This window comes from Pseudomonas sp. NPDC087598, assembly GCF_044743525.1.
Classification (GTDB): domain Bacteria; phylum Pseudomonadota; class Gammaproteobacteria; order Pseudomonadales; family Pseudomonadaceae; genus Aquipseudomonas.
Map to the genome: position 1 here is coordinate 305,978 of NZ_JBIUWQ010000001.1, position 21,847 is coordinate 327,824.

Annotated in this window: 17 protein-coding genes; 10 read left to right on the top strand and 7 right to left on the bottom strand. The window is 59.2% G+C overall.

The window, feature by feature from the left end; all coding sequences use genetic code 11:
- Positions 1-3: 3 nt before the first annotated feature.
- Positions 4-942, top strand: a complete 939-nt coding sequence (locus tag ACIOWE_RS01265) for a fumarylacetoacetate hydrolase (RefSeq protein WP_401386317.1) — start codon at positions 4-6, stop codon at positions 940-942.
- 121 nt (positions 943-1,063) lie between these two features.
- Here ACIOWE_RS01265 and ACIOWE_RS01270 read toward each other — a convergent pair whose 3' ends face one another.
- The 6 genes from ACIOWE_RS01270 to ACIOWE_RS01295 all read right to left on the bottom strand — a co-directional run bounded on the left by ACIOWE_RS01270 (position 1,064) and on the right by ACIOWE_RS01295 (position 8,564).
- Entirely contained in the window at positions 1,064-3,466 is a 2,403-nt protein-coding gene (locus ACIOWE_RS01270; protein WP_401386319.1) for a TonB-dependent siderophore receptor, read from the bottom strand.
- 67 nt (positions 3,467-3,533) lie between these two features.
- A complete protein-coding gene (locus ACIOWE_RS01275) occupies positions 3,534-4,496 on the bottom strand; it encodes a FecR domain-containing protein (RefSeq protein ID WP_401386322.1) in 963 nt (320 codons plus the stop codon).
- On the bottom strand, positions 4,496-5,005 hold the full coding sequence (locus ACIOWE_RS01280) for a sigma-70 family RNA polymerase sigma factor (protein ID WP_401386325.1): 510 nt from the start codon (positions 5,003-5,005) through the stop codon (positions 4,496-4,498). The genes ACIOWE_RS01275 and ACIOWE_RS01280 overlap by 1 nt, the downstream gene beginning before the upstream one ends.
- Positions 5,006-5,136: 131 nt before the next feature.
- Positions 5,137-6,180, bottom strand: coding sequence for an alpha-xenorhabdolysin family binary toxin subunit B (locus ACIOWE_RS01285; protein WP_401386328.1), 1,044 nt, complete (start codon positions 6,178-6,180; stop codon positions 5,137-5,139).
- A 27-nt stretch (positions 6,181-6,207) separates the two neighbouring features.
- Complete coding sequence (locus ACIOWE_RS01290; RefSeq protein WP_401386331.1) at positions 6,208-7,407, bottom strand: alpha-xenorhabdolysin family binary toxin subunit A; 1,200 nt, start codon at positions 7,405-7,407, stop codon at positions 6,208-6,210.
- A 251-nt stretch (positions 7,408-7,658) separates the two neighbouring features.
- Positions 7,659-8,564: a helix-turn-helix domain-containing protein gene (locus ACIOWE_RS01295; RefSeq protein ID WP_401386334.1), complete on the bottom strand. Its 906-nt coding sequence runs from the start codon at positions 8,562-8,564 to the stop codon at positions 7,659-7,661.
- A 162-nt stretch (positions 8,565-8,726) separates the two neighbouring features.
- Here ACIOWE_RS01295 and ACIOWE_RS01300 point away from each other — a divergent pair, with 162 nt between their 5' ends.
- From ACIOWE_RS01300 to ACIOWE_RS01320, 5 genes are all read left to right on the top strand, one after another.
- Complete coding sequence (locus tag ACIOWE_RS01300; RefSeq protein ID WP_064118134.1) at positions 8,727-10,085, top strand: glutamine synthetase family protein; 1,359 nt, start codon at positions 8,727-8,729, stop codon at positions 10,083-10,085.
- Between the two features lie 161 nt (positions 10,086-10,246).
- Positions 10,247-11,335: a polyamine ABC transporter substrate-binding protein gene (locus ACIOWE_RS01305; RefSeq protein ID WP_401386337.1), complete on the top strand. Its 1,089-nt coding sequence runs from the start codon at positions 10,247-10,249 to the stop codon at positions 11,333-11,335.
- Complete coding sequence (locus tag ACIOWE_RS01310; protein ID WP_401386340.1) at positions 11,332-12,633, top strand: NAD(P)/FAD-dependent oxidoreductase; 1,302 nt, start codon at positions 11,332-11,334, stop codon at positions 12,631-12,633. The genes ACIOWE_RS01305 and ACIOWE_RS01310 overlap by 4 nt, the downstream gene beginning before the upstream one ends.
- A 201-nt stretch (positions 12,634-12,834) precedes the next feature.
- On the top strand, positions 12,835-14,490 hold the full coding sequence (locus ACIOWE_RS01315; protein ID WP_401386343.1) for an intermembrane transport protein PqiB: 1,656 nt from the start codon (positions 12,835-12,837) through the stop codon (positions 14,488-14,490).
- Between the two features lie 17 nt (positions 14,491-14,507).
- Positions 14,508-15,059, top strand: coding sequence for a membrane integrity-associated transporter subunit PqiC (locus tag ACIOWE_RS01320; protein ID WP_401386346.1), 552 nt, complete (start codon positions 14,508-14,510; stop codon positions 15,057-15,059).
- Here the strand turns inward: ACIOWE_RS01320 and ACIOWE_RS01325 are convergent.
- A complete protein-coding gene (locus ACIOWE_RS01325; RefSeq protein WP_401386349.1) occupies positions 15,017-16,321 on the bottom strand; it encodes a sensor histidine kinase in 1,305 nt (434 codons plus the stop codon). The two genes, ACIOWE_RS01320 and ACIOWE_RS01325, sit on opposite strands and share 43 nt — an antisense overlap.
- A gap of 384 nt (positions 16,322-16,705) precedes the next feature.
- Between ACIOWE_RS01325 and ACIOWE_RS01330 the strand changes: the two genes are divergently transcribed.
- The 4 genes from ACIOWE_RS01330 to ACIOWE_RS01345 all read left to right on the top strand — a co-directional run bounded on the left by ACIOWE_RS01330 (position 16,706) and on the right by ACIOWE_RS01345 (position 21,846).
- The gene (locus ACIOWE_RS01330; protein ID WP_401386352.1) at positions 16,706-17,329 is read left to right on the top strand and encodes a histidine phosphatase family protein; all 624 of its coding nucleotides are present in this window, start codon (positions 16,706-16,708) and stop codon (positions 17,327-17,329) included.
- A 57-nt stretch (positions 17,330-17,386) separates the two neighbouring features.
- Positions 17,387-19,108 carry a lipid IV(A) 4-amino-4-deoxy-L-arabinosyltransferase gene (arnT, locus tag ACIOWE_RS01335; RefSeq protein WP_401386355.1) on the top strand — a complete coding sequence of 574 codons (1,722 nt, stop codon included), beginning with the start codon at positions 17,387-17,389 and terminating at the stop codon, positions 19,106-19,108.
- Entirely contained in the window at positions 19,105-20,622 is a 1,518-nt protein-coding gene (locus ACIOWE_RS01340; RefSeq protein ID WP_401386358.1) for an ArnT family glycosyltransferase, read from the top strand. The genes arnT and ACIOWE_RS01340 overlap by 4 nt, the downstream gene beginning before the upstream one ends.
- A 210-nt stretch (positions 20,623-20,832) precedes the next feature.
- Entirely contained in the window at positions 20,833-21,846 is a 1,014-nt protein-coding gene (locus ACIOWE_RS01345; RefSeq protein ID WP_401386361.1) for an iron ABC transporter substrate-binding protein, read from the top strand.
- The last annotated feature ends 1 nt before the right edge of the window (position 21,847 follow it).

Here is a 21,847-nt window from a genome sequence, read left to right on the forward strand (position 1 = left end):
ATCATGGGATATTATTTGATGTTGCTCGACCTTTGCCAGCATGAACACCGAGGCATCGGTGTGTTCGACTTCCAGACGGGCCAGAACCTGCGCATGTTTCCCGAACAGGGCGGGCTGTATGAAACATTGCAGTATTGCAGTCGCTGGCATCGCGGCTGGGCCGAGCATCTCAAGCATCTGCCCGCCAGTGACAGCACCCAGGATATCGACCTGCAGCCACCACTCAAACCCGGCAATAATTTGCTCGCCCAGGTCAGCACGGTCAACCTGACGATGTCGAAAAAGCAGGCGTGGAGTTACAAAGGCAACGGCAGTCTGCTCAAGACGCAAGGCGAGGCGCTCAACATTCCTTATCAGGCGCTGAGCATTGCCAGTGAACCAGGAATCGTCTGCATTTATATGGTCGACTCCTTCGGCAAACTGCACTTTGTCGGATTCACCATCGGTAACGAAGTGCACGATCCACTGCTCGGCAACCTCGACTCGCCGGACGCCAACCAGGCGTGTCTTCGCGAATGCGCACTGGCTCCGGCAATGATTCTTGGAGAGTTGCAGTGTCGGTTGTCGATCAACGCTCGTATCGAGCGTCAGGACAGGCAAATCTCCTATCGCGAGTACGATATCGATCTGAAGGAATGGCACTCACTGCGCAAATACACCCAGGGATTCCTCGAACAACACGAACAATTCCTGCAGCCAGGCATGGTCCACTACGTGTTTCATGGCCTGGGCCATCCTGACAGCGAACCCCCGCTGCAACACGGTGACTGGCTCGATCTCGATTGCCCGGAACTGGAGTTGGGCCTGAGCAATCGCATCGTCGAAGAAGAGTTGTTGCATCTGTGCCCGCTTGATAAACGCACGCTTGGAGCGGGTCTGCCCCCGCGGGCGACGCGACTGCATCAGCGCTGCAACGATCCGAACTTGCTCAAGCGCAAATAACGCTGACAGATCGCTATCGGGCGCCAGTTCACAGGCCTCGATCGCGGTTTGCAGGCGCGCCTCCAAGTCATCGGAGTCGTTAGGCAAATATCGCGCAATTGACGATATTCGCCACTCGGCTCTAGAAATCCACCGTCGCTGAAAGCAGATAAGTTCTCGGCGTCGACAGCGTCAGCCCCGGCTCGCTGTCATCCGAGGCGCCGGCCGAACTCCAGTAGCGCTTGTCCAGCACGTTCTCGACATTGGCGCGCAGGGTGACGGTTTTCTCATCGACCTTGAAGGCGTATCGCGTACCTACGTCGAAGCGTTCCCAGGAATCGATTTCCTTGTCGTTCGACTGATCCAGGTACTGCGAGCTGGAATAAAGTCCGCGCCCGGTCAACGTCAGCCCCTGCACGTTCGGCACATCCCATTCCGCGCCGAGGTTGACGTTGTATTTCGGCGTCGCCGGCGCGCGGTTGCCATCGAATGTGCCGTTGGTGGTCTGGGTCAACTCACTGTCGATGTACATCACGCCGCCGAGCAAGCGAAAGCCTTTCAGCGGCTCACCGAACACGCTCAACTCGACCCCGTCGTTCTGCCGTTTGCCGTTGGGGCCGAAGACCCGTGTCGTGCCGTTGGTTTCGTACGCCGGCTGTTTGATGCGGAACACCGCAGCGGTCAGGGCATAAGAACCGGCATCGTACTTGGCGCCGACTTCGACCTGACGACTGATGAACGGCGGGAAGATTTCGTCCTCGTTGATCGACGTCGAAGGCGCGATCTTGCCTTGGCTCAAGCCTTCCATGTAGTTGGCGTACAGCGACAACTTGTCCGTTGCCTTGAACAGAATGCCGCCCGACGGCGAGACCTTTTCCTCGTCGTAAGCCGTATCGCCTTTTACATCATCGCTCCAGTCATCGACCTTGACCCGCTGCCAGCGGGCGCCAAGGGTCAGCAACAGGCGATCATCAAAGAAACCGAGGGTGTCGGACAACGCCACGCCACTGAAGCGGTTCTCGGTGTAGACCTTCGCGTCATTGCGCGTTGGCGTGCCGGGTCTGGCTGTTTCCACCGGGTCATAGAGGTTGCTGCGGCCCGCCGCGTAACGGGCGCCGCCGTTTTCAAAGTCCATATAGAAGTAGCTGGCGGCCAGGTTTACTTCGTGGCTGACCGGGCCGGTGTGGAACCAGTTGCGCACGCCCGCCGTGGCAGTGCGGACATTTTCGTCACGGGTGAAATCCCGTGGTTGTACGCTGAAGTCGCCGGCATCGTTGGTGACTGAAACGGCATGGCGGAGGAAATCGTGATTGCTTTTGCGCGCACCGACACCGCCGTACACCATCACCGAATCACTGACATCGAACTCGCCGTTGACCGTGCCAAAGGTGTCCTTGGTCCGCGCCTGGCTCCAGGCTTGCGCATAGTTGTCGCGTACATCGTTGGCGTTCGGCACCTTGGCATTGGCGCCGACTTGCACGCGCTCCTGCGGTGCGTCGGTATCGCGTTCGGTATGGCCGACATCCGTGGACAAACGCAGACGTTCGCCACGAAAGTCCAGACCCAGCACAGCCATGTCGCGGTCTACGCTCTGGTGATCCCACTCGGTATCACCGGACTGCTTGACGCCGTTGAAACGCAAACCGAACTGGTTGTCCTCACCAAAACGCCGGCCGACATCTACCGCGCCGCCGACTTGATTGTTCGACGCGTAATTGGCGGTCAACGAGGTGATAGGTTTGTCGCTCGCACGTTTCGGCACGACGTTGATCCCGCCGCCGACACTGCCTCGCGGTGAAATACCGTTGATGAGTTGGCTCGGGCCTTTGAGGATGTCGACGCGATCGGCCATTTCCATGTCGATCGTGTACGTCGGCAATACACCGTACAAGCCGTTGTAAGCGACATCACTGTTGAACAGGCTGAAGCCACGGATGGTGAACTGCTCATAGCGCCCACCCGCCGGGTTAGTCGCACGCACCGACGGGTCACTGGCGATCAGGTCGCCGAGGGTTCGGGCCTGTTGGTTCTTGACTGTTTCGCTGGTGTAGGTGGTCATGCTGAACGGCGTTTCCATGAAGTCTTTCGACCCCAGCAGCCCTTGCGAGCCTCGGCGGGCAACCTGGCCACCCGCAAACACGTCAGCGCCCGAGGAGTCGGTGGCGCCGAGAATCGAGGTCGGCGCCAGTTGCAGGCTACTGCCCTGCGCCGCCGGAATCAGCGTGTAAGCCTGCTCGCCCACCGGTTGCAGTTGCAGGCCAGAGCCCAGCAACAACCGGGTGAAGCCCTCCTCCACGCCGAAATCACCGGACAAACCGCTGCTGTTGCGCCCGCTGACCAGTGCCGGGTCCACCGAGAGATTGACGCCGGCCAAACCGGCAAAGCGGGTCAGCGCGGAACTCAGGCTGCCGGCCGGCACCTGATAACTGCGCGGTGCAGACTCGTCGGCCCAACTGGACTGAATCAATACAGGACTGGCACTCAGGCTCAGCAACAAACTCAACTGCAACAACGGACGCAAACGACTAGGGAATACTGCGGGCATTGGAAGAAGCTCTCGATTTTGTTCACTTGCCTGGAATGACCAGCGAGGCGAAAAAAAGGGACAGGCTTCAGCCAGTTTTTTCTGTGGGGCGAGTGTTTCGAGGGACCAGCGACACCCAGAAACGCGTGCGCGTATGAATCTCGACCGGCAGACTCGCTGCCAGCAACGACAGCACTTGATCGGTGTTGTCGAGACGGAAACTGCCAGTGATACGCAGGTTTTCCAGGGCAGGATCCCACCGCAACAACCCGGAGCGATAACGGCTCAACTCGCGCAGGAAATCGCCCAGCGGCTGGTTCTGCGCCATCAACACGCCTTCGCGCCAGCCCGGCATCAACGCGTCGAATGCCATAACAGGCCCGGCACCGGAGGCTTGCAGCGTGACTTGCTGGCCTTGCTGCAACGTCAGCGCCGGCCCGTGCAGCGGTTGTAATTGCACCGCGCCGCGAACCACCGAGACGTTGCAGGCGCGCTCATTGAGACGCACGCAGACTTCACTGCGACTGACGATGATCCGGCCGTAAGGCGCGTTGATCATCAGCGCTGAATTGCCGGGAACGTTGAGCGCCATTTCACCGCGCACCAGCGTCAACTGACGCGCAGCAATATCGACATTCACCGCGCTCGCCGTGTTGAGTTGCAACGAACTGCCATCGGCCAGTAGCACCCGTTTATGTTCGCCGGTACCGGTGTGCAAATCGGCGCGCCAGACCTCCAGCGGTAATTGCCGACTGATCAGCCATGCAGCGGGCACCAGTGCCGCCAGACCGAGCGCGCGTTTCAGTGCCGCCCGACGTGCCGGATCCGGACGATCCAGTGCCGCCATGGCCAATGCCGACGGCAGTGCGGAAAAGCGCTGGCGCAACAGTTGAACCTTCTGCCACGCGTGTTCATGGCGACTATCGCTGCTGCGCCAGTGATGCAGGCGCGCCTGATCGTCCTCCGTGGCCTCGCCGGATTCCAGCAATGCCAACCATTGCGCGGCGGCGCGGGCCACTTCCCGTGTTTCGGCGCTGGGGGCGACACGCATCAGAAATCCACCAGCAAGCAATGCTCATAGGCTTGCGCCATGTAGCGTTTGACCGTGCGTTCAGAGACCTGCAAACGCTCGGCGACCTCGCGATAACCGAGGCCTTCGAGCTGGCTCCACAAAAACGCCCGACGCACCGGCCGTGGCAAACCATCGAGCAGTTCATCCAGCGCCTGCAAGGTTTCCAGCAGCAACCAGCGGTGCTCCGGCGAAGGCACGCTCTCCTCCGGCAATTGCGCGAGGGCTTCCAGATAGGCTTTTTCCAGGCTGCGGCGGGTGTAGAAATTGCTCAGCAGGCGCTTGCCCACGGTCAGCAAATAGGCGCGTGGTTCGCGCATGTCGGCAATCGGCTGCGCGCTGCACAGCACGCGCAAGAACGTGTCCTGACTCAGATCCGCTGCATCCCAGGCGTTGCCCATCCGGCGACGCAACCAGGTTTCCAGCCAGCCTCGATGGTCTCGATACAGTTGCTGCAGGCTCTGTTCCGAGGGTGCGGCGGCTTCAATCATGTCAAGAGACCCTGCGCGAAGAAGAATTCAAATGAGACTGATTCTAATTAAGTTCATACGCGATACAAAGGTCTTTCTCGTGCACAGGCAAGACAGGCGCGGCCAACCGCAAGATCAGTCGCGCCCTCCTCTCAACTGATCATCAGTGCGTTGTAGTCCGCGCTCAACGACTCGAGGTGAGCCTGATAGCGGCCCAGCAGCGAGGTCAGATCGCTTTGCACGTAATCAGTGCCGTGGAGTCGCTCAAGCGCCATCGCAAAGCCTTTCCAGACATTGGCAACCGCCATGATTTCCTCCCCGGCGACCCTGCGCAGACGACTGACGTCGACCACTGCTTGCGCGTCCGCCAAGACATCTTCGGCCATTTGCAGGTCGTCGTTCAGCCCGTCCATCAACTGCGCAATGCTCTCGATTTCCTTGTCCAGATTGTTCCGCGAGGTCGCCAGTTCGCTGTACTTGATGCCCTCGGAGACGACTCCCAGCACTTTGCGAACCAGTTCAATACCCTGCTTGACCGCCTCCTTTTTCGGATTCTCCATGTCGATGTCGTCCAGCGCTTTTCCGCTGGGAATGTAGTTTTTGTACATGTCGGCCAGGTTGAACTCACGGATCACATCCTGCGCCTTGACCAGAACGTCACGCTGCTCCTGACACTTCGCCTTGTTGGCGCAGTGCTCGCTCAGTTGCGCCAGAATTCGCGCCTTGCGCAGCTTGGCCATGTTCAATGGCTCATCGGCACGCCCGTCGATTTCGACCTTGTAGACACTGCACACGTCGCGTTCCAGGTGCTGCGCACAATCAATGAAGCGCGCCTCAACCCGCGCCAGCATCGCCTCGACGTTGCTCTTGATGTTGCCGATTTCAGCGCTGACCATCTCGCGGTCTTCTGCACTCAGGTCGTTGCGGCCCAAGGCTTCACGCAACTCCAGCAGCGCCGCAAAGTAGCTGTCTCCCGATGCAGCGCTCAACGCGGTGAGCAACACCGGGAAGGACTCACGCAGGGTTTGATCGGTGTTGTTCAGGTAAGCGCTGACGTTTTGCGCTCTTTCCTGGAGGACGTCGTCGTGTTCAACGCGAAATCGCGCCAGCCGCGAGATATCGCGAATGGTCTGCACGATTTTTTTAACGTCGAACGTTGGGATGTGTTGGGTATTGATCGATGTCACGCCATTCATGGCAAATCTCCTTGAGTCAGTCGGCAATCAATGGAAGCTCTTTTTGTATTCGTCCAGGGCGTCATTGAACGTTGCTACCAACTCCCCCGCCGTGTTTTTCACGTCGCGCCATGGATCGATCACCAGCGCGAATTCGGCGACAAAAGACGTCAGGCGCAAGGCATCGTCGATGCGCTCGAATTGCTGCGCCGATGCATCGACCTTGCTCAGAATGGTTTGCCACATGGTGTTGAGGATGTTCAGCGCCGCTTCGGCGCCGGCCATGCGGATGCCGATGTCACCGAAATTCGACATCGAGCTTTCGATGGCGCTTTGCAGGTTTTCCTTGCCGCTGACCGACGCTTCCAGCGCATCGACCTCGGTCTTCAGCGCATTGCGCTCCTTGCGTGCAGTCTCGGCTTTCGGGCCGAAGATCGAGCCGGAAATCGGCCAGAAAATCGGCAATCCACCAGAAAAAGACATTCCCACGTAGTAGTCGTAATCCTTGTCCAGCTGGATGATCCGGGCTTTTTTGTCCTTGATGGTTTGCTTGCTGCTGGCGATCGACTCCACCAGGTTGTTGCGCTCCATCAGGTCATATTTGCCCTTCACTTCCGACTGCAAACCGAATACGCGCTTGCCGCTCGACAGGTCGCCGCCGGCCAGCTCGATCTTGAAGTTGGATATCCGCTCCTTGAGCTCTTTGGTCGCGCCCTGTTGACGCTGAATATCGACGCGCATCAGCCTGATGATGTCGGCCACCGCCGAAGCCACTTCGCCATCGTCACTGGTGTATCTGATTCCGGCCAGGTCATTGCCGGACATCTGCCCAAGCGTGGTTCTGACGCGGTCCATGATCGGCATTTCCTTGATCACGGAAATGATTTCACCGCCGCTGCTGACGATGTTCTTCGCGGCGGAGGCGAGATCGATGCTTTGCTGGATGATCTTGCTTTCCACGGCATCCCAACTGGCGGCGTGGATGCGGATTTTCTTGAACAGCACTTGAATATCGGCAGGTTCAAGGCCGGCGACGTCGATCTTCTTGTACTTGAGATACGACTCGACTTCCGCCAACTCGCCCGGTAACGACAGGCCTTTCTTGACGTACTGCTTGATCTTGATCACGTCTTCTTTGGTCAGGATCCCGGCGTCGCGTGCAACGCCCGGGTATTGACCGGAAATCAGATGCAGGACCGCCTGCGGGAGATTGTTGCTGCTTTCTGTATCGCTCAATGGAACAGCCATCGGATAAGCCTCGGTTCATGAAAGCCGACGCATCATTGCGTCAGCCAGCAGAACGCTAGATGACGTTTTTGCATGGCTCCAAGGAATCAATCGACTTTATGAATATGCGGCAAGCTATTGATTTAAAAAGAATCGTGACGCAGAGATGGTTGCCTTGGAAACATCGAGCTACATCTACCGGAGATGTCCTACACCGAGGGATTACAAACAAAGCGCACAGTCGAAACAAAACGCTCGATACGTCGAGCGTTTTATTTATGCGTACGTTTAAGCGTCTCGCTGGGCAACTCGTTGAACAGCGCCCGATAGCTGCTGGAAAACCGTCCCAGATGCCAGAACGACCAGTTCATCGCCACCTCGGCCACCGTGGTGTCCGTAGGCCTGCGGTTGAGCAATTCACGGTGGGCACTGTTCAACCGGCGCAGGCGCAACCAATGGCTCGGCGTCATCCCGGTGTAATCTTTGAAGGCTTGCTGCAACTGACGCAGCGAGACGCCCGCCACGTTTGAAAGCTCGAGCAGGTTGAGGGTTTCTTCGGGAGAGTCGGCGGCCCATTCGCCGACGCGTTTCATGATCGTTCGTTCTTCGGTGCGGCGCTGCAAGCCGCCACGGTCGAGGTTGACTCGAGCGTTATCGAGGATGAACAGACAGTCTTCCAACAGCTGTTGAGTCAGCGCCTCTTTACTAGGCATATCAATGGCTTGCGTCAACTTCGTGAGAGTCGAGCTTAACCAGCGACTGAACAAGGCGTTCTGTCCGCCATTGAGCGGTGCCATGAACAAACCTTCGAGTTTCGCCACGTCCAGGCCGTGCTGACGGACAAATTCCGGGCCGAACACCACGGCGATTTCCTGGTAATTCTCCGGGGTGATCCAAATGTTGCGGCTGTCTTCATTGAGCAGATACAGCGCGTTGTCGCTGCGATCAAAACAGAACGCCAGAGCACCTGAGGGCGCGCTGAAATTCTGCTCGACGCGGGTGTTCATCTGCTCTTCATAAACCTCAACACCTTGCAGGTCCAGATACCTGATTTGCCCGGCGAAATGCCCCGGCGACATTTGCTGGTAATGCTGGACCCAACCCGGTGTGGCGCGGATTTGCTCGGAGACATCAGCGGTGTTGAACGCTTGTACCTGTAACGGATTGCACGTTGTCATGGGGTGACCTTGCGCACTCTTTTGGTGCGCTTTGGTGCTGCTTAAAGTGGATAGATGGAACTGCAAGGCGAGCCCAAGATAGTCGTCAACGCGCCACAGGGGAAGGGGCGGAAGATGAAACCCGCCCTCCCCGGCGTCTATAAAACCAATAACGAGGTCTTTATGAATGCCCCTTTCGATCAGCTGTTCACTTGGCTGAAAGATCACAAGATTACCGAAGTTGAATGTGTGGTCAGCGACCTGACCGGCATCGCCCGCGGCAAGATCGCACCCACCAACAAGTTCCTGCATGAGCGAGGCATGCGCCTGCCGGAAAGTGTGCTGCTGCAAACGGTAACCGGGGATTTTGTCGACGACGACATCTACTACGACCTGCTCGATCCTGCCGACATCGACATGGTCTGCAAGCCAGTGGCCGATGCCGTGTACGTGATTCCATGGGCGATCGAGCCGACCGCCATCGTCATCCACGACACCTTCGACAAGTTCGGCAACCCGATCGAACTGTCGCCGCGCAACGTGCTGAAGAAAGTCTTGCAGCTGTACACCGACAAAGGCTGGAAGCCGATTGTCGCGCCGGAAATGGAGTTCTACCTGACCCAGCGCTGTGAAGACCCGGACCTGCCGCTCAAGGCGCCGTTGGGTCGTTCGGGCCGCGCGGAAAGTGGTCGTCAGTCGTTCTCCATCGACGCCGCCAACGAATTCGATCCGCTGTTCGAAGACGTTTACGACTGGTGCGAGCTGCAAGGTCTGGACCTCGACACGCTGATTCATGAAGACGGCCCGGCGCAGATGGAAATCAACTTCCGTCACGGCGACGCGCTGGATCTGGCCGACCAGATCACCGTGTTCAAACGCACCATGCGTGAGGCTGCACTCAAGCACAACGTCGCGGCGACGTTCATGGCCAAGCCGATTGGCGACGAGCCGGGCAGCGCCATGCACATCCACCAGAGCGTGGTGGACATCGCCACGGGCAAACCGATCTTCGCCAACGCCGACGGGCAAATGAGCGAGTTGTTCCTGCACTACATCGGCGGTTTGCAGAAGTACATCCCGAAAGTGCTGCCGATGTTCGCGCCGAACGTCAACTCGTTCCGCCGCTTCCTGCCGGACACCTCGGCGCCAGTCAACGTCGAATGGGGCGAAGAAAACCGCACCGTCGGTTTGCGTGTGCCGACCTCCAGTCCCGAAGCCATGCGCGTGGAAAACCGCTTGCCGGGCGCCGATGCCAACCCGTACCTGGCGATTGCCGCGAGCCTGCTCTGCGGTTACATCGGCATGGTCGAGGGCATCGAGCCGAGCGCTGCGGTACAAGGCCGCGCCTACGAACGCCGCAACCTGCGCCTGCCGATCACCATCGAAGAAGCGCTGACGCAGATGGAAGAGTGCGAGACCGTCGCGCACTACCTCGGCGACAAGTTTGTCCGCGGCTACGTCGCGGTGAAGCGCGCCGAGCATGAAAACTTCAAACGCGTGATCAGTTCGTGGGAGCGCGAGTTCCTGATGCTGAGCGTCTGACCCAAGTCTGCACAATCTCCTGTGGGAGCGAGCCTGCTCGCGAAAGCGTCAGCACAGTCACTGTATGCGTCGCTTGAAACACTGCCTTCGCGAGCAGGCTCGCTCCCACAAGGGGAATAGTGAACCACCTGAAAAATCCAATAATTCGAAGAGGTGTCGTTATGCGTCTATTGAAATCCCTGATTCCCGCAGCTCTGGCCCTGGCATGCAGTGCCGGCGCTCAGGCCCAACCCCAGGTCAGCGTCTACAACTGGACTGACTACATTGGCGAAACCACCCTCGCCGACTTCCAGAGCAAAACCGGGATCAAGGTGATCTACGACGTTTTCGACTCCAACGAAACCCTCGAAGGCAAGCTGCTCGCCGGGCGCACCGGTTATGACGTGGTCGTGCCGTCCAACCACTTCCTCGCCCGTCAGGTAAAGGCCGGCGCGTTCCTCAAGCTGGATCGCTCGCAGTTGCCGAACTGGAAAAACCTCGACCCGAAACTGCTTGAGTTGCTGGAGAAAAACGATCCGGGCAACCAGCATTCGGTGCCGTACCTGTGGGGCACCAACGGCATCGGCTACAACGTCGACAAGGTCAAGCAAGTGCTGGGCATCGATCACATCGACTCCTGGGCCGTGCTGTTCGAACCGGAAAACATCAAGAAACTCTCGCAGTGCGGCGTGTCGATGATGGACTCGGCGGACGAAGTGTTCCCGGCCATCCTCAACTACATGGGCATGGACCCGCGCAGTGAGAACCCGGAAGACTTCAAAAAGGCCGAAGCCAAACTGCTGAGCATCCGTCCGTACATCACCTATTTCCACTCCTCGAAATACGTCTCGGACCTGGCCAACGGCGATATCTGCGTGGCCTTCGGTTATTCCGGCGACGTGTTCCAGGCCGCCAACCGCGCCAAGGAAGCCAAGAACGGCGTGAACATCGCCTACGCCATTCCGAAAGAAGGCGCCAACCTGTGGTTCGACCTGTTGGCCATTCCCGCCGACGCCAGCAACGAAAAAGAAGCGCACACCTTCATCAATTACCTGCTCGATCCACAAGTGATCGCCAAGGTCAGCGCGTCAGTCGGTTACGCCAACCCGAACCCGGCCGCCAAGCAGTACATGGACAAGGACCTGGTCAGTAATCCCGAGGTTTACCCATCCCAGGCCGTGCTCGACAAGCTCTACATCTCCTCTACCCCGCCCCAGGCGATCATGCGTCTGATGACCCGGTCCTGGAGCAAAGTGAAGTCCAACAAATGAATCAGTACACAGCAGAACATGCCCGTTCCTATTACGCAGCTTCGGCTCGGGCGTCCACACCTTACCCGGTCCTCGACGGTGATTTGAGCGCCGACGTCTGCGTGATCGGCGGCGGGTTCACCGGGGTCAACACAGCCATCGAACTGGCGCAGCGCGGGTTGTCGGTGATTTTGATCGAAGCCCGGCGCATCGGCTGGGGCGCCAGCGGGCGCAACGGCGGTCAATTGATTCGTGGCATCGGCCATGAAGTCGAAGGTTTCGCCAAGTATGTCGGGCAAGAAGGCGTGCGTTATTTGCAGCGCGCCGGGATCGACTCGGTAGAACTGGTGCGGCAGCGCATCGAGGCCAACGCCATCGAGTGCGATCTGCGCTGGGGCTTCTGTGACCTGGCCAACACGAGCGCGCAGTTCGATGCCTTCAAGGAAGAGTTGGTCGATCTCGCCGAGCTTGGTTACGCCCACGAAACCCGCATGATCGGCCCCGAGCAAATCCGCCAAAACGTGGTGGACTCCGGGATTTATGCCGGCGGACTGCTGGACATGGGCTCCGGGCACCTGCACCCGCTGGATCTGGTGCAAGGCGAAGCGCGGCTGGCGGCCTCACTGGGTGTGCGCATCTTCGAGCAGAGTCCGGTGCTCGAAATCATCCACGGCGCGACCGTGCAGGTGCGCTGCGCCAACGGCACCGTGCGTGCTGGCAGCCTGGTACTCGGTTGCAACGCGCATCTGGACGAACTCGAGCAACAACTCACTGGCAAGGTGCTGCCGGCCGGCAGTTACATCATCGCCACCGAACCGTTGTCCGAGGAACGCGCCGCGCAGCTGATTCCACAGAATCTCGCGGTGTGCGATCAGAAAGTCGGCCTCGACTATTACCGTCTCTCGGCGGACCGGCGCTTGCTGTTCGGCGGGGCCTGCCACTATTCCGGGCGTGATCCGGCGGATATCGCCGCCTACATGCGGCCGAAGATGCTCAAGGTCTTCCCGCAACTGGCGGACGTGCGCATCGATTACCAGTGGGGAGGCAAGATCGGCATCACCGCCAATCGCTTTCCGCAAGTCGGGCGTCTCAAGCAACACCCGAACGTGTTCTACGCCCAAGGCTATTCCGGCCATGGTCTGAACGTCACGCACTGGTGCGCCAAGTTGCTCGGCGAGGCGATACAGGCCGGCCACAGTCAAGGCATGGACGTGTTCAGCGGCGTGCCGCACATGACCTTCCCCGGCGGCCCGGCGCTGCGCTCGCCGCTGCTGGCACTGGGCATGTTCTGGTATCGCCTGCGCGAAATGCTCGGTTGATCCCGATCCCTGTAGGCGCTGCCGCAGGCTGCGATCTCTTGATGTTGTTTTTACAGATCAAAAGATCGCAGCCTGCGGCAGCGCCTACCGGTTCGGCTTTGGCATTCCCTACTTATTTGCTCTATCGCCAAGCACTTCTATATTGATGAAGTGCTTTTGCGTTCCTGACGCTCAGTGCCCAATTATTCGAGGAGGACACGGATGAAGTCGTCAGCCACCGACGAGCCGCGAGCACCAGGCCAGGCCCCCATCAAGACCCGCCGCTTCGGCATATCGCTGGTGTGGATCGTGCCGATCGTGGCGGTGCTGGTGGGCATTTCGCTGGTGGTGCACAACATCCTTCAGGAAGGACCGACCATCACCGTCAACTTCAAGACCGGCAGCGGTCTGGTGGCCAACAAGACCGAAGTCAAATACCGCAACGTGGTGGTCGGTCAGGTCACCGATGTCGAATTGAGCGATGACCAGAAAAGCGTCAACGCCACGATCAAACTGGCCAAACAGGCCGAAAGCTTTACCCGCGAAGACTCACAGTATTGGGTCGTGCGCCCACGCATCGGCGCGGGTGGCGTGTCGGGCATCGATACCCTGCTCTCCGGCGACTACATCGGCGCCGATATCGGCCAGGCCAACAACCGCGCCAAACAATTCAAGGGCCTGGAGAATCCGCCGCCCATCACCTACGGCGAACCGGGCAAGCGCTTCATGCTGCACACCCAGGACCTCGGCTCGCTGGACATCGGCTCGCCGGTTTACTACCGCAAGATTCCGGTCGGCCAGGTCGTCACCTATGCCCTCGATGAGGGCGGCAAAGGCGTGAACATCGAAGTGTTCATTCATTCGCCCAACGATGCCTTTGTCACCGAAAACACCCGCTTCTGGAACGCCAGCGGGATTGACGTCAGCGTCGGCGCCAACGGCTTTCAGGTCAAAACCGAGTCGTTGTCGTCCATGCTGGTCGGCGGCATCGCCTTCCGCGCGCCGGACTACAGCCCCAACGACGTGGTGGCGGCCGATGACAAAGACTTCGAACTGTTCGCCGATCAGCAAACCGCCCTCGCCCCGCCCAACGGCAAGGCGCAATACCTGAGCCTGCGTTTCGACCAGTCCCTGCGCGGGCTCAAGGTCGATGCGCCGGTGGAATTCCTTGGTATGGAAATCGGCCGGGTGGTGGCGATCAACCTCGATTTCGACGCAAAAAAACGCAGTTTCCCGCTGAACGTCGGCATCGTCATTTACCCGCAGCGCCTCGGCATGGCCTACGGCAAAATGCTCACGGCGTTCAAGCATGACCCCAACGATGAAGCGGCCGGCATTCGCCTGATCGGCACCTTTATCGACAACGGCCTGCGCGCCCAGGCCCGCAGCGGCAATCTGCTGACCGGCCAGCTGTACGTCGCGCTGGATTTCTTCCCGAAAGCCGAAAAAGTCGCCTTCGATCCGACCTTGCGTCCGGTGGTGATTCCGACCGTGCCCGGCAGCCTCGAACAATTGCAGGAAAAACTCGAAGCGGTGATCGACAAACTCAACAAAGTGCCGGTCGATCGTATCGCCAACAACCTCGACAGCAATCTGGTCGAACTGCGCAAGGGCCTGACCCAGTTCAACGCGAAGACCTTGCCGGGCGTGCAGAGCACCCTTGCCGATGTCAGCAAAACCCTGCAGTCCGCCAGTTCGACCCTGGCCGAAGATTCGCCGCAACGCGAGAAACTCACCGAAACCCTCGACGAACTCGGCCGCATGTCGCGCTCGCTGCGTGAGCTGTCGGATTACCTCGGTCGTCATCCGGAATCGCTGATTCGCGGGCGCCCGGACAACGCGGCGCCACTGGATCTGAAAGGACCGCCACGCAATTGAGCACAGGAGTCAAACCGATGGCTGTACCGCTGAAGATCACCGTGCTCGCTGCGTTCATGTTGCTGGGCGCCTGCCGCAGCGACCCGATCTGCTTTCACACCCTGACGCCGGTGCAACTGGGCAGCACCCGTGCCGGCGCACAAATCCCGATTGAAGGGATCAGCGTGCCGCCGCAGGTCGACCGCCCGCAAATCGTCATTCGCCAGGGCAACAGTGGCCTGGCAATTCTCGAAACCGAATGGTGGGGGGCGAGCCTTGCGGATGAATTGCGCAGTGCGCTGACCGATCAACTGAGCAACAGCAGTGGTCGCGGCAACGTCTCGGTGCGCATCGAGGTGCAGCGCTTTGACTCGATTCCCGGCCAGTATGGTTTGATCGATGCGAAATGGCGCCTGCGCCCGCTCGGTGAAACCGACAGTGAGCTGGTGACTTGCCGCTCGACCCTACAAACCCCGTCCGGACCGAGCATCGATGATCTGGTGACCGCGCAGCAGAACAACGTCAAACGCCTGGCCGCGCTGATCAGTCAGGCTGCCGGCAACTCGCGCGGGTGTCCGCCCTCGTCCTGACTCAACGTCACGGTAAACCGACAGCCGTTGGGCTCGCGGGTGGTCAGTTGCACCTGCCATTGCTGCTGATCGCAGATGCGCTGCACCAGAGAAAGTCCTAACCCGAGCCCTTCCCCACGTCCTTCATCACCGCGCACAAAGGGTTGGAACATCGCGTGGCGTTGTTCCTCCGGGATGCCGATGCCGCTGTCTTCAACGACAAAACCACACTCGCTCAAGGTCAGGCGAACGAAGCCGTGGTCGGTGTAGTGCCAGGCATTGCGCAACAGGTTGCCCATCACCGATTGCAGCAGCGTCAGGTTCAATGTCGCGATGCCTGCGCCTTGCGGGTCATAAATGAATTCCAGGCCTTTCTCGCGAATCAACCGCCCCCAGACTTCCGCCTGCGCATCCGCCACTTCCCTGAGCGTGCAAGTGGCTTGAATACCGGCGTCTTGCGGTTTGCGCGCGAGCATCAGGAAGGTTTCCACCAGTTGGCGCATTTCATTGCTTGCCCGGGCAATGCGGCTGACTTGCGCGGATGAGCGAGCATCCAGCGAGGGATTGGCCAACAGCAACTCGCAGGAGCTGGCGAGCACCATCAACGGGGTGCGCAATTCGTGGCTGACGTCACTGGTAAAGAGTTTTTCCCGGCTCAGGGTTTTGCGCAGGCGCCCCAGGGTCTGATCGAAGGACAGCGCCAACTCGCCCACTTCATCCGCCGCATAGTCCGGGCGCAGTGGCGGCGCCAGCTCAATCACTTGATCCCGATGACGCACTTGCAAGGCCAGACGAATCACCGGCGCCATAACCCGCCGCGCCAACAGGCGTCCCAGTAAAACGGCCAACAGAATGCTGAGGATGAATCCGACAATCACCACAATAAACAGCAGGCGCTCACGTTGTTCGAGACTTTCCTGATCGCGCAGCAACACGTACTTGCGCCCCGCCACCGATTCGACCATCGCGTAGAAGTCGTCGCCGTGGAATTTGATTTCCTGAAAGCCCAGGGGCAGCGCCGCCAGTTGTCGGGTCAGCGCCAACGGGCCTTGTCCGCCTTCGGCGAAGAACAACTCGCTCTTTTCCGGTTTGTGGCTCCACTGACTGATGTCGTCCATGGCCAGCAGCCGATGCAGGCCGCCCGCCAATGTCGTGGTGGTCAATTTACGTTCGACCACATGCACCGTGGCGACAATCCCCAGCGCGAACACGCCGGCGACCAGAGCGCTCATCAGGGCAAAGACGATCACAATCCTTTTCGTCAGACTTTGTTTGAAATCCATTCGCCGGGTTGACTCCACTGCGGTTGTCGGACGTAAACGTAACCCTGGACCCGCCATGACGGAGAGTGCGAGTCACGCAGCTTTGCCTTGCCGTTTGCCGTTTGTTAAGCCCACCCGCCAATAAAAACTGCATTTGAGTTTGCTTATCAAATGGCCGGTTTAGTTGCATCCAGTAACTTCTGGCAATTTTTTCACATGTTCTTCACTGCGCTGCCACGACTCTGAACGTAGTGTTCAGCCTGCATTCAACTCACCCGTCGTAAAGTTGCTCGCTGCCTAAGCCTTGCGTTGCGCTGAATGAAATACCGAGTATTCAAAAGGGGCAAGATTGTGGCGCAATTATTTCAATTAAAAACTTTATTCAGATCGCCGCGAACCCTGCGTTTGCGTCTGTTACTGGCGTTGGCTTGTGTGGTGTTCGTGGCCATTCTGGTCAGTGGTTTTGTGTTCTGGCCACGCTCACCGACCGATCTGGATCACGCGAACCGTCGCGTCACCGCCGAATGGATGCAGGCCTGGCAAGCCGGTGAAGTGGTCGCACTGGTGCGCCATACCGAACGCTGTGATCGCTCCGACAACACCTGCCTGGGACCGGCCGACGGCATCACTCAGGTCGGCAGCGTGGCGGCAGCGGCCGTTGGCCAGGGCTTTCAGCTATTGGGCATGCAGCAGGCTCAAGTGCTGAGCAGTCCGCTGACCCGAACCGCACAAACCGCGCAGTACATGTTCGGTCAGGACGCCAGCACGCAAGACTGGCTGGCTACCTGCGGCCCGGTGCTGCGCGATGAAGTGATCGCACACAAAACAACCGGGCAGAATCTGGTGCTGGTGACCCACAGCGGCTGTATCAGCGACTTTGAAAAGCAGACCGGTTTCCCCCATGCGATTGCCGCCGAATACGGCAGCGTGTTGCTGGTGCGCATTGATAGCCATAAACAACTAAACGTACTGGGCATTATTAATGTGCCGTTCTGGAAAACATTAAATCTTGCCCATGCGCAGAACTAACGCCATTCAATTCAACGCTTCACCCCCCGACATTTATATCTGCGCCAAGGTCCAGTCATGACGTCTGATAACAAACCGTTGCGCCACGCTGTCCGGCATTTATCGCAAGCGCCAACAGCACGAACATTTGAACGCTGGGCTATTCCCGGTCTGCTTCTCGCCTTTGTGCTGTTTTACCTGCTGCCGCTGATGAGCCACGGCTTATGGATCCCCGATGAAACCCGTTACGGCCAGATCAGCCAGGAAATGCTCCTGAGCGGCAACTGGGTCGCGCCGCATTTCATGGGCATCCGTTACTTCGAGAAACCGATTGCCGGCTACTGGATGATTGCCATCGGCCAGGCGATTTTTGGCGACAACCTGTTTGGCGTCAGGATCGCCTCGGCGCTGAGCACCGGTGTGAGTGTCTGGCTGACCTATCTGCTAGCTCAGCGACTGTGGAACAGTCCGCGTCTCAGCGCGGCGTGCGCGTTGCTGTTCATGAGTTTTGGTTTGATCGCCGGCCAAGCCGGTTATGCCAACCTCGATCCGCAGTTCACCTTGTGGGTCAACCTGAGTCTGGTGGCGGTCTGGTTTGCCATCGACAGTCGCAACACCGCGGCGCGGATTGGCAGTTGGGCGTTGCTGGGCGCGGCGTGCGGCATGGGCCTGATGACCAAAGGTTTTCTCGCTTTGCTGCTACCGGTATTGATCGCCCTGCCCTACATGATCTGGCAACGCCGCTTTGGCGAATTGCTGCGCTTCGGCCCGGTGGCGGTGTTGGTGGCTGCGCTTGTCAGCGTGCCGTGGGCACTGGCCGTTCACGTACGGGAACCGGACTTCTGGCGATTCTTCTTCTGGCATGAACACATCCGCCGTTTCGCTGCCGGCGATGACGCCCAGCATGCGCGGCCATGGTGGTTCTACCTGCCGCTGCTGTTTGCTGCCACGTTGCCATGGGCGCTGTTGCTGCCGTCGACGTTGATCCGCACCTGGCGCGAAAAGGCCCAGCCGAAAATCGCCTTCCTCGCCCTGTGGTTCCTGTTGCCGCTGGCGTTCTTCAGCCTGAGCAGCGGCAAGTTGCCGACCTATATCATGCCGTGCCTGATGCCACTGGCCTTGTTGATGGGCCATACCGTGGTGAACTGGCTGGACAGTGGCAGCGCACGGGTGCTGCGTCTGAACGGCGTGGTCAACACAGTGCTGGCCAGTGTCGCGCTGATTGCTTTGATCTATTTGCAGGCAAGCAAAGAGATTTACCAAAACACCGAGATGTTCAGTCTGTCGCTGGTGTTTATCGTGCTGATCGGCTGGATCATCGCCAACGCCCTGCAAATCATGCGGCCGCTGACGCTGTGGGCGATGCCGGCATTGGGCATTGGTCTGCTGATCGCGCTGCTGCCAGCGGCGATGCCGGCGCAGATCGTCGACAGCAAAATGCCCGACCAGTTTATTGCCGAACACCAGCAGGCGTTGAGCGAGACCACTTCACTGCTGAGCAACGACCTCGGCGCCGCATCAGCCTTGTCGTGGCGCCTGAAGCGTCCACAAGTTGACCTGTTCAACACCGTCGGCGAACTGAAATACGGCCTCGATGACCCGGCCATGGCCTCGCGCAAGGTCGGTCTGGACGACGTCGGCCAATGGATGACCGAGGCGCGCAAAAAAGGCTCGGTGGGTGTGGTGATGCGCGTCAACAGTGTTCAGGAAGCCCAGGAGATCGAGCTGTTGCCGCCGGACGGCAAGCATTACCAGCGCGGCAACCTGCAAATCTACCTCTTCAGCAAAACCCAGCCATGACCTCAGCGGCACACGATCGCAAAGCGTTATGGCTGCTGCTGGCAGCGACTGCGCTGATGCTGTTGTTCGGGCTGGGCAGTCGCGAGTTATGGGGCGCGGAAACCCGCTGGGCCAACATCGCCTTGCAGATGCTGCAAAGCGGCGACTATTTCGATCCGTATCTCAAGGGTGATCCGTACTACGACAAACCGTTGCTGTCGTACTGGCTGATCACGGCTTCAGCCTGGTTGGCGGGCGGTCTGGGACCCTGGTCGCTGCGTTTGTCTTCGGTTATTGCCGCGTGGTTGAGCGTGTGGCTGGTGTACCTGCTGGGCGAGCAACTGTTTCGCAAAGGCACCGGGCTCATCGCCGGATGGATGCTCGCGACAACGTTCTATTTCGTGTTCTGGGGCCGGGTCGCGACTGCGGACTCCTTGACGGTGTGCGGCGTACTGGCCGCTTTCTGGTGGTATTGGCGCGGACCGGAAGACACACGGCTCTGGCGCTACATCGTCTTCTTCGGGCTGTTGTCGCTGACGTCGCTGTTCAAAGGCCTGATCGGTTTCATCCTGCCCGGCCTGTTGTTACTCCCGCACTTGCTCGACGACGGTCGCTGGAAGCGTCATCTGAACTGGCGTCTGGCGGCGGCTCTGGTGATTGCCGGGGCGTTTTACATGCTGCCGTTCCTGTTGTCGCACTTCTATGGCGCAGCAAATTACAGCCAAAGCGGCCTCGGTCTGGTATTGCGCGAAAACGTCGTGCGGTTTTTCCAGCCGTTCGACAACATCGGGCCGATTTACACCTACTTGGTGTATCTGCCGGTCTACACCTTGCCGTGGGCGCTGTGCTGGATCATTGCGTTGCGTGTGGCATTGCGAGACTGGCGCAGCATCGAGCCTCACACTCGCTGGCTGATCAAGGGCCTGGCCCTGCTGATGATCTTCTTCACCGCCAGCGGCAGCCGTCGCAGCTATTACGTGTTGCCACTGGTGCCGTTCGCGCAACTGCTCGGCGCGTGGTGGATCACCCGGCGCATGGCGGCTGGCAACACGAATGAACGTGCCTGGAAAATCGGCTTCGGTGTCGCCAGCGCAGTAATGGTCGCGGTACTCGGCGTGCTGTACCCGTGGACCAACAGCGCTGGTGGCGTGATTCACTTCGGCGAAAGCGTGCGCGAGCAAGCCAGCCGGCAGGCACCGCTGGATCAGTGGCGCTTCGTCATGGTCGAGGTCGACAACAAAGTGCCGATGTACCTGCAAACCGGCGGTGCGCCCTTCTACTATGTGCCGGAGTCTCGTGACTTTCCGCGCAGCGGTAACTCGGCCGCGATGATCGCGTGGCTGGAACGCAACAGCGGCCAGCATTGGGACGCGCAACGCACGATCATCGTTGCCCAGTACCGTACGGGCGATCCGCTGCCGCTCGACTACCTCAGCACCGATCACCAGGTCGTCCGCACCACACCGACACGCGGCGAGCAGGTTTTCCACGGCCGCGAGGATCAGAGCGTCGCCTACATCCCCAATCCCTCCTGAACATCATGACGTTGAATGACGCACGGCAATCGTGCGTCGGCGAGTCGCTGCTAATCTGAATGCCAATGACATGTATTAACGGTTTGTTTGACGTTTTTTTCTCATTTGCTTCTCTACATTGCCGGCGGCCCAAGATATGCAAATCATTCGCATTGAAGTCTGCGCGCGAATGCCTGCCCATAACGTCTGAAAAACAGGAGCCTTCTCGTCATGAATCCACAGTTTCCGTCCTTTCTGAAACGCGCTTTGCTGGTCACTGCCCTGTTCGGTGCGAGTCAGGCGTTCGCCGCCGACAGCGTTGGCCTGCTGGTCTATAACGCGCAGCACGAAAGCCTGACCAAGGCCTGGGTGGCCGGGTTTACCGAAGAAACCGGGATTCCGGTGACGATTCGCAACGGCGACGACACCGAGATGGGCAATCAGTTGGTGCAGGAAGGCGCGGCATCGCCGGCGGATGTGTTTTTGACCGAGAACTCCCCGGCGATGGTGCTGGTGGACAACGCCAAGCTGTTCGCCCCGGTGGCGCCGGCGACGCTGGAACAAGTGGATTCGGCTTATCGCCCGGCCCATGGCAAATGGATCGGCATCGCCGCGCGCTCCACTGTGTTCGTCTACAACCCGAGCAAAATGGCGGAAAAAGACCTGCCAAAATCCCTGCTCGACCTCGCCAAACCCGAATGGAAAGGCCGCTGGGCGGCGTCCCCGGCCGGCGCGGATTTCCAGGCAATCGTCGCCGCCGTGCTCGAACAGAAAGGTGAAGCAGCCACGCTCGACTGGCTCAAAGGCATGAAAACCAATGCCACCGTCTACCGTGGCAACAGCGCCGTGCTCAAAGCGGTGAACGCCGAGCAGATCGACAGCGGCGTGATCTACCACTATTACAGCTTCGTCGATCAGTCCAAGACCGGCGAAAACAGCAACAACACCAAACTCTACTACTTCAAACATCAGGACCCGGGTGCCTTCGTGAGCATCTCCGGCGGTGGCGTGCTGGCCTCCAGCAAACATCAGGACGAGGCGCAGAAATTCCTCGCCTACGTCACCGGCAAACAGGGCCAGGAGATTCTCCACACCGGTAATTCCTTCGAATACGCAGTCGGCAAGGACGCGCCGTCCAATCCGAAACTGACGCCGCTGAAGGATCTTGATGCGCCAAAAGTCGATGCGTCGAAACTCGACAGCAAGAAAGCCGTCGAGCTGATGACTCAGGCCGGACTGTTGTAAG

What these genes read in the sequence shown, in the direction of transcription:
- ACIOWE_RS01265 (WP_401386317.1), top strand. Translation starts at nt 4, where the DNA reads ATGGGATATTATTTGATGTTGCTCGACCTTTGCCAGCATGAACACCGA.
- ACIOWE_RS01270 (WP_401386319.1), bottom strand. Translation starts at nt 3,466, where the DNA reads ATGCCCGCAGTATTCCCTAGTCGTTTGCGTCCGTTGTTGCAGTTGAGT.
- ACIOWE_RS01275 (WP_401386322.1), bottom strand. Translation starts at nt 4,496, where the DNA reads ATGCGTGTCGCCCCCAGCGCCGAAACACGGGAAGTGGCCCGCGCCGCC.
- ACIOWE_RS01280 (WP_401386325.1), bottom strand. Translation starts at nt 5,005, where the DNA reads ATGATTGAAGCCGCCGCACCCTCGGAACAGAGCCTGCAGCAACTGTAT.
- ACIOWE_RS01285 (WP_401386328.1), bottom strand. Translation starts at nt 6,180, where the DNA reads ATGAATGGCGTGACATCGATCAATACCCAACACATCCCAACGTTCGAC.
- ACIOWE_RS01290 (WP_401386331.1), bottom strand. Translation starts at nt 7,407, where the DNA reads ATGGCTGTTCCATTGAGCGATACAGAAAGCAGCAACAATCTCCCGCAG.
- ACIOWE_RS01295 (WP_401386334.1), bottom strand. Translation starts at nt 8,564, where the DNA reads ATGACAACGTGCAATCCGTTACAGGTACAAGCGTTCAACACCGCTGAT.
- ACIOWE_RS01300 (WP_064118134.1), top strand. Translation starts at nt 8,727, where the DNA reads ATGAATGCCCCTTTCGATCAGCTGTTCACTTGGCTGAAAGATCACAAG.
- ACIOWE_RS01305 (WP_401386337.1), top strand. Translation starts at nt 10,247, where the DNA reads ATGCGTCTATTGAAATCCCTGATTCCCGCAGCTCTGGCCCTGGCATGC.
- ACIOWE_RS01310 (WP_401386340.1), top strand. Translation starts at nt 11,332, where the DNA reads ATGAATCAGTACACAGCAGAACATGCCCGTTCCTATTACGCAGCTTCG.
- ACIOWE_RS01315 (WP_401386343.1), top strand. Translation starts at nt 12,835, where the DNA reads ATGAAGTCGTCAGCCACCGACGAGCCGCGAGCACCAGGCCAGGCCCCC.
- ACIOWE_RS01320 (WP_401386346.1), top strand. Translation starts at nt 14,508, where the DNA reads ATGGCTGTACCGCTGAAGATCACCGTGCTCGCTGCGTTCATGTTGCTG.
- ACIOWE_RS01325 (WP_401386349.1), bottom strand. Translation starts at nt 16,321, where the DNA reads ATGGATTTCAAACAAAGTCTGACGAAAAGGATTGTGATCGTCTTTGCC.
- arnT (WP_401386355.1), top strand. Translation starts at nt 17,387, where the DNA reads ATGACGTCTGATAACAAACCGTTGCGCCACGCTGTCCGGCATTTATCG.
- ACIOWE_RS01340 (WP_401386358.1), top strand. Translation starts at nt 19,105, where the DNA reads ATGACCTCAGCGGCACACGATCGCAAAGCGTTATGGCTGCTGCTGGCA.
- ACIOWE_RS01345 (WP_401386361.1), top strand. Translation starts at nt 20,833, where the DNA reads ATGAATCCACAGTTTCCGTCCTTTCTGAAACGCGCTTTGCTGGTCACT.